Source organism: Brevinematia bacterium (assembly GCA_039630355.1).
Classification (GTDB): Bacteria; Spirochaetota; Brevinematia; order DTOW01; family DTOW01; genus SKYB106.
This window is the reverse complement of the sequence record JBCNVF010000096.1, coordinates 1-6117: the sequence shown is the minus strand read 5'-3', so window position 1 is coordinate 6117 and position 6117 is coordinate 1. Positions and strand designations below refer to the sequence as shown.

Sequence of the window (6117 nt, the reverse complement as noted above, 5' to 3'; positions counted from 1 at the left end):
TGACAAGGTTTGGCAGGCGTTTGCGGTGTTGCTCTCTGATAGAGCAGTCGGAGTTATGGGGGATGAGAGGAGCTATGGGTATGTGGTAGTATTGCGAAGTGTAAATAGTGTTGACGGAATGACGGCAGATTGGTCACGACTGCCTTATGACTTTTTAAACAAAGTTGCAAATAGGATTGTCAGAGAAGTGCGTGAAGTAACAAGAGTTGTTTACGATATAACATCAAAACCACCAGCAACAATTGAGTGGGAGTAACAGTATGAACATACTACTAGATGCAAGAAGTATCAGTAGAACGGGAATAGGTAGTTATACCAAAATGTTGATACATGGACTGTCTGGCGATAGGAGAATAAATCTCTTTGTTATGGGAAGTTACAGAGATCTAAAGGACTTTGTTGATGAGGGTAAGGTTATAAATGTTCCTAATTCTATATATTCGGTTTCGGAACAACTTTATACTTTCCTTGCTGAGATAAGATCTAAGAGTGTAGACTTGGTGCATTACACAAATTTCAATAAATCTCTTGTGTCTGTAAAAAAGTACGTTGTAACAGTCCACGACCTTATACAATTTAAGTTTAAGTATGGGAATAAGCTGAAGCTTAGTATAGCTAAGGCTATATTCTATAACTCAGTTTCAAATGCTAGGAGTGTAATATGTGTGTCACAGTCAACGAGGAATGAACTGTTGCAAATGTTTCCAGATATTGATGAGTCAAAGGTGAGAGTTGTTTATAATCCTAGTGTGAATCCACTCCATAGAATTACAGATTACGTTGATGTAAAACATAAATATGGGCTAGAGAGATATATCCTATATGTAGGTAATAGGAAACCCCACAAAAATGTTCATACTCTCGTGAAAGCTTTTAGATTGGTATTGGACGAAAACCCTTCTTTAAAGTTAGTCATAGTAGGTAAGAAATTTAAGTCAATTGATGAAGTTGATAGGGAGATAGAGAGTAATGGTCTTAGAGGTTGTGTTCTAACATTGGAAAACATACAACAGAACGAACTAATCTCATTCTATAGAGATGCAGAGTTGACAGTTTTGCCTTCTCTTGAAGAAGGTTTTGGATTAACCCCTTTTGAGTCTATTGCCCAAGGAACATTACCACTGGTTTCTGATATTCCCGTTATGCGAGAGCTTTTCTTTGACGAAACGAACATCTTTTTTGATCCCTCTTCCCCCGAAGATATTGCTAGGAAAATAAGCTTTTTTCTATTGTCCGAAGGAGATAGAGAAAATCTAGTTAAGAAGTTGTCAAAGTATTTAGGTATATACTCTTTTGAAAGATTTCTAGAGAACACAGTTGAGGTATATAAGGAAAGCTTGAAGTGATGGAAGAGAGTGTTTATTTAGTAGGTGTTTGTTAAAAAAAGTGTTTACACAGTCCCGACAGGGACTGCGAGAGTAGTAGAAAGAAGGTCATATCCTAACCTATAAATTAGAATTTATCGTTGGGTGTCAATAAGTTCCGATTTATACCAGATGAATGCTCGGGATTCTAAACTTTTGCTTACCTATTTCTTTCGTTTCCAGATAGTGTCCGTCGGTTCAAGCTTAGATGCTTGCTAAAAAGAGAACTTACTTAGCCTCCGACACAGAAACTGTGAGAGAAAGAAGGAAAACTCACTTAGGTGTGAATTTTAGGCCTTGTTGTTGGGTGTGTTACTGATTTGGAAAGAGAGAAATTAGTTTTTGTAAAATTGAAGACTGTGTTGAGATTTTATAGGTATGCAAAAATAGTTTTTGGTGTTTTGTTGTTTTTGGTTATCTTTAATACCTTAGGTTCATCGCAACCTCCTTTGCCTAGATTCACTATAGGTGTGGATCCTGCAAGAACTCCTCAGGAAGTTTCTGTGTCTTTACAAATACTTTTGCTTCTTACCATTCTCTCACTTGCGCCATCAATACTTATAATGTTGACTTCGTTTATGAGAGTATATATAGTCTTGGCTTTCATTCCGAGAGCTTTGACAACGCAGAATATTCCTCCAAATCAGGTTCTTGTGGGGCTTGCACTTTTTATAACGCTTTATATAATGTGGCCGATCTTCACCAAGTCTTATAACGAAGGTATTAGACCTTACATTGATGGAAAGATAACTGCTGAGAAGGCATTTGATAACACGATGAAGCCGATAAGAGAGTTTATGTTTAAGCAGACTAACGAGAAATATATATATCAGTTCATAAGGATGGCTAATCTGCCAAGACCTCAGACTAGGGATAACGTGCCAACTTATGTTTTGATACCAGCTTTTATAGTAAATGAGCTTACTGTCTCATTTTATATGGGAGCTATCCTTCTCATACCGTTTCTAATAATAGACATTGTTGTGTCAAGTATCTTGATATCCATGGGAATGTTCTTTTTGCCTCCTGTTGTGATATCGTTTCCAGTTAAGATAATTTTCTTCTTCCTGATAGATGGATGGGCTTTGACAATAAATAAAGTGGTTCTGAGCTTTTTCTAGGTTAGAGGGTGTTTGGTAAGAAATTTTAGGGAGGGGTTTTTTCGGAGGTAAGGTTTAGGAGGCACTGATGAGAAAGGTATTAAGAGAGATTGTTGATGTTGCTAAGGCTATGTATAGTAGAGGGTATATAACCTCAAAGGAGGGTAACCTAAGTTATAGGTTGGGGAGTAGGTTATTTGTGACTCCTTCAGGAGTGCCTAAGTTTATGCTAAAAGAGGAAGATATAGTGGTTCTGGATATAGATGAGTTGAAAAACGGTGAGAGGGGAAAAGCATCAAGTGAGATTTTTACCCATCTTGAGTGTTACTTAGGTGATAACACGGTAAGATGTATACTACATGCTCACCCCGAAAACACTATAGTTTTAAACCTCTTGGGACATGACTTTAAGGAAAAGTTACTTTTTGAGGCAGAATACTTTCTAGGGGATATATTTGTGTCAGATTACGCTACTCCTGGAACACCTGAGGGTGCAAGTGTTGTAAGGGGTGTAAAGAGTGATGTGATAATCCTTGACAAACATGGTGTCATAATAAAAAGTAGAACGGATCTGTGGGATGCGTTTTTTAAACTTGAGATCCTTGAAAAATATGCTGGAATTGTATATAAGTATTTGCTTTTCCAAAGGTGATTTTCTGAATCTTCATAGTCAAAATTTTTTAGGTTTCTGCCTTTCTAGGAAAAGGTTGTTGCTGTTAGGGATTTAGCAAATGGTCCATAAGTTTAATCTAATTCTGAATTGGTAAGGATCTTACGATTGAGTAGACAACGATGTTTATTCCCATTCTTATGGCTTGCTCTCTTATTTCTTCTGGGTCGTTATGAACTTCTGGTGAATCCCAGCCATCTCCTATGTCGGTGTTGTAGGCGTAAAAGAGCCTTAATTCACCATTGATGATTATTCCCCATCCCTCTGGAGGACCACCGTCGTGTTCATGGACTTTCGGAAGACCGTTAGGAAAGTGGTAAAAGCATCTGTAGATTGGGTGTTCGTAGGGTAGTTTCTGTAGCTCATATTCAGGAAAAACTTTCTTTATTTCTTTCCTGAAACTCTCATCCATTCCGTAATCGTCGTTGACAAACACAAATCCACCGTAAAACAGAATGTAGTCTCTTAGGTTTTGAGCTTCTTTGGTGTTAAACTCTATTGGTGTATGTCCACTTATGTATAGTAGATCATTATCAAAGATATCTCTGGAGGAGAGATCAACGAGGTTGGGTTCTAGCTTGACTTTTATACTTGTTCTTTTGGAAGTTTCTCGCAAAAGGTTTCTAACGGAATCAACGTTGTTATACCAGTCTCCTCCGCGATATTTGACTATTCCTATGCTAAATTCTTGAGAGAATGCATCTATGGTAACCAGAAGGATAGAAACCAAAAGTAGCTTTCTCACAACTTAAATAATAACTGCCTTGGGGTATCGATTTCAACACTATCGTTTGTAATTAGTATTGCTAACAGTCAGAACCTGTGGAAAGAAGACTAGAAAGGATGTATTCTCAAGAAATACCCTATCAACTGATTTTGTAGTGTCTACTTCTATTTCAATGCTGGAAAGTTTTTCTAGATTTCTTGACACTGTTCTAACCTTTACAGTGCTTGGAGTTACTATGTAATCTGCGGAGTTTTTTACTACAACCAAAAGGTTAGTTTCCACTATTTCGTCAATGTCTACGAATACCTCATTTGGGTATACATGTATCTCAAGTCTTTTCATCTCTTCTGGTAAGGTGATATTCACTTTGTAGATATTTTTATCGTTAGGTTTGGATAAGTCTAGAAATGCATGTATTGAGGCCTTTGGTATCTCCAAAACTTTTGAAATCTTTTCTTTGTTACCTCTGAGTTTGACTAGTACATAGTTTGGTAAGGTATTTTGGTTGATTATGACTTTATTTGGAGGGAGGCTTGTATAGTTTAAAGGGATGTAGAATTCATAGCTTGTGGTTACAAGATTTTTTAAGTAGAACCACAGACCAATTGCTATGAGTAAAGATATTACCTTTATTGTGAAGTTTTTTGTTATTTTATCTAGCAAACCGCTCAAAGTAGTTTTTAACGACATTTTCTACAACCTCTAGATCAACATCATAGTTAAAATAAAAGTCCATTGCTACTGAGATTTTGCCAGTCTCTTCTGATACTATTATAGCGATTGCATCAGTCTCTCTGGAAACTCCGTATCCTGCTCTATGTCTGGTTCCAAACCTTTTTGATATTTTGTCTACTAGCAGGTCTGCAGGAACAGGACCTATTGGTAATACACACCCAACAGCTACTATCTTTAAGCCTCTTATGATTGTTGCTCCGTCGTGAAAAGAGGAGTTTTTGCTGAATATTCCTAGTAGTTTTTCTTTAGAGATACTGGTGTTGAATTGAGTTCCAGTTGCTATGTAGTCTCCGAGAGGAACATCTCTTTCAAAAACTAGCAAACACCCAATTCTCTCTTTTGACATAAGGTCTATAGCCTCAAGTATTTCCTTGAGTTCGTGAGCATACTGTTTTATCTTCTTCTCATTTCTTTTAAGAATCCTAAGGGTGCCTATCTGAAGTAGCATGTCTCTTATCTCTTCTCTGAATATGAATATTAGGATCAGGACAGAATAAGTTATTATGCTATCAAAAAACCAGGATATCACCTCAAAATTGAGAATCTTTGCCAATATTCCTACACCTACGAAAATGAGAATTCCGTTTATTATAGCTCCTGCTCTTGTCTTCTTAAGGAGTATGAATCCTTTGTATAGCATTAGCCATATCAGTGACACTTCTATTGCTCCGATTAGATATGTTTTTGCAAAATTCAGTATGTCCATATCTTATCCTACTCTCATGAGTTTGTGATACAAAGTTAATCATTTTTTTGATACGTAGTCATATACTCTCTTAAGTTCAACATCGTTTGGGTATATTTGTAAGGCTTTTTGTGAGACTTCTTTTGCTTTTTTGAAGTCTTCTTCAGAGAATGCGAGGTGTTTGACCCATGCTAGGTATATGTTTCTTCTTATAGTATCTAGCTGTTTTGATGAATGTAGTTCAATAGCTCTGTTTATGGAAGTAACGGAGTTTTCAAAGTCTTTTCTCTCATAAAGGATTTGCGAAAGTTTGGCGTAAGCGATAGAACAATTCTGCTTGAGCACATTGTTTTCTGGTAGATCTGCAATTCCTTCCTCAAAAACTTTTACAGATTCTTCAAGATAGTTGGAGTTCATAAGCTCTATACCCCATAGGTTGTAGTAATATCCCAAGTTTTGCCTTCCTTCCTTACCTTCAGGAAACAAACCTACAAACCACTTGTGATATGAGATGATCTTTCTATACTCCTTCTTACTAATAAAGGCTTTTGATAATTCAACTAGTAAGTTTATTCCCGCAGTGTATGCACTTTTTTTATTTATGCTCATCCCTGCCTCTATTATGCTGGGTATACTTTCGTAGTTGCCTTTAGCGATCTCGCTCTTACCCCAAGCGAAGATCAGGTGATCTGTTAGTTCTATGAGTGGTTTATAATACCTTGGTTTTTCGTCTTTTACATAGTTTATCACCCATAAGGCTTTGCTAAAATCTTTCTCCTCTATAAGGTGTAGAACGTAGTTATAGTATGCTGTTCCGATAAAGTCTTCTATTTCTC

Annotated in this window: 8 protein-coding genes; 4 read left to right on the top strand and 4 right to left on the bottom strand. The window is 36.8% G+C overall.

Translation table 11 applies throughout. The features are described from left to right. The 4 genes from ABDH28_06615 to ABDH28_06600 all read left to right on the top strand — a co-directional run. The coding region (locus ABDH28_06615; protein MEN2998688.1) for a GMP synthase (glutamine-hydrolyzing) at window positions 1-256 on the top strand (256 nt) is incomplete at its 5' end. A gap of 4 nt (window positions 257-260) precedes the next feature. Next, window positions 261-1346: a glycosyltransferase family 1 protein gene (locus ABDH28_06610; GenBank protein ID MEN2998687.1), complete on the top strand. Its 1086-nt coding sequence runs from the start codon at window positions 261-263 to the stop codon at window positions 1344-1346. A 377-nt stretch (window positions 1347-1723) separates the two neighbouring features. Next, a complete protein-coding gene (fliP, locus tag ABDH28_06605; GenBank protein MEN2998686.1) occupies window positions 1724-2485 on the top strand; it encodes a flagellar type III secretion system pore protein FliP in 762 nt (253 codons plus the stop codon). Window positions 2486-2552: 67 nt separating this feature from the next. Beyond that, on the top strand, window positions 2553-3116 hold the full coding sequence (locus tag ABDH28_06600; GenBank protein MEN2998685.1) for a class II aldolase/adducin family protein: 564 nt from the start codon (window positions 2553-2555) through the stop codon (window positions 3114-3116). Between the two features lie 97 nt (window positions 3117-3213). Here the strand turns inward: ABDH28_06600 and ABDH28_06595 are convergent, their stop codons facing one another. The 4 genes from ABDH28_06595 to ABDH28_06580 all read right to left on the bottom strand — a co-directional run. Continuing rightward, on the bottom strand, window positions 3214-3879 hold the full coding sequence (locus tag ABDH28_06595) for a DUF4159 domain-containing protein (protein ID MEN2998684.1): 666 nt from the start codon (window positions 3877-3879) through the stop codon (window positions 3214-3216). Between the two features lie 39 nt (window positions 3880-3918). After that, window positions 3919-4524, bottom strand: coding sequence for a hypothetical protein (locus ABDH28_06590; protein MEN2998683.1), 606 nt, complete (start codon window positions 4522-4524; stop codon window positions 3919-3921). After that, window positions 4514-5302, bottom strand: a complete 789-nt coding sequence (cdaA, locus tag ABDH28_06585; GenBank protein MEN2998682.1) for a diadenylate cyclase CdaA — start codon at window positions 5300-5302, stop codon at window positions 4514-4516. Before cdaA ends, ABDH28_06590 begins: the two co-directional genes overlap by 11 nt. Window positions 5303-5341: 39 nt before the next feature. Further along, on the bottom strand, window positions 5342-6117 hold a 776-nt coding region (locus ABDH28_06580), incomplete at its 5' end, for a hypothetical protein (protein MEN2998681.1).